Annotated in this window: 1 protein-coding gene; it reads left to right on the top strand. The window is 36.7% G+C overall.

Going from position 1 to position 682, the window contains the following annotated elements; genetic code table 11:
* Positions 1-682: hypothetical protein (locus ABCO64_RS10415; RefSeq protein WP_343089417.1), on the top strand; the 682-nt coding region annotated here is incomplete at both ends.

The raw sequence follows: 682 nt of genomic DNA, 5'->3' as shown, positions 1-682 counted from the left end.
GCTGAATTTAGAGCTCATTTTGATACGCACAATGTGATCTCAACCACACTGTCAGCTGACTTTGGAACGCACCTTAAACTTGATGGAAGTTTAGCGGAAAATGAAGATTATGTGTTTGCTTATTGGATTGTTAATGGGGTTGTTAATAAAAATTTACCCTTAGATCATGAATTTATCATTCGAAGTAAGATGGAGGTTACAGCAATCTTCAAGCCAGTTGATGAGTATGTTGTGACTTTTATGGACACGAATGGTTATCTATTAGATGTTCAGTATGTAAATACGGGTGAAACAGCTATTTATGAAGGTGTAGAATATCCTTCTAAACCTAAACTCGTTGTAGCGAAAGAACCATGGGGCGATGTGAATCTTGACAACATTACTGAAGACAAGATTCTCGTGCTCAACTATGAAAGGGATACGGATAAGACGCTCACCCTTGAATACAAAGATGAACCATTTATGGGTGAGTACAAGACCAAAACATATGATTATAATGATATTGCTATACTGGAAGTATCTAATGCCGACGCTTTTGACTATTGGAAATTGAACGGTGAAATCATAAGCTATGATCTTGAGTTTTCATTTAGTATGCTTGATGATGTGAAAGTCGAAGCATTTTTCAGTAGTGAGACTATTGAACCCGAACCCAGCATTATTGTCAGTGATAATCTTGAAT

The sequence above is a fragment of the Methanocalculus natronophilus genome, assembly GCF_038751955.1.
Lineage (GTDB): Archaea > Halobacteriota > Methanomicrobia > Methanomicrobiales > Methanocorpusculaceae > Methanocalculus > Methanocalculus natronophilus.
This window is presented reverse-complemented; position numbering and strand designations above follow the sequence as displayed.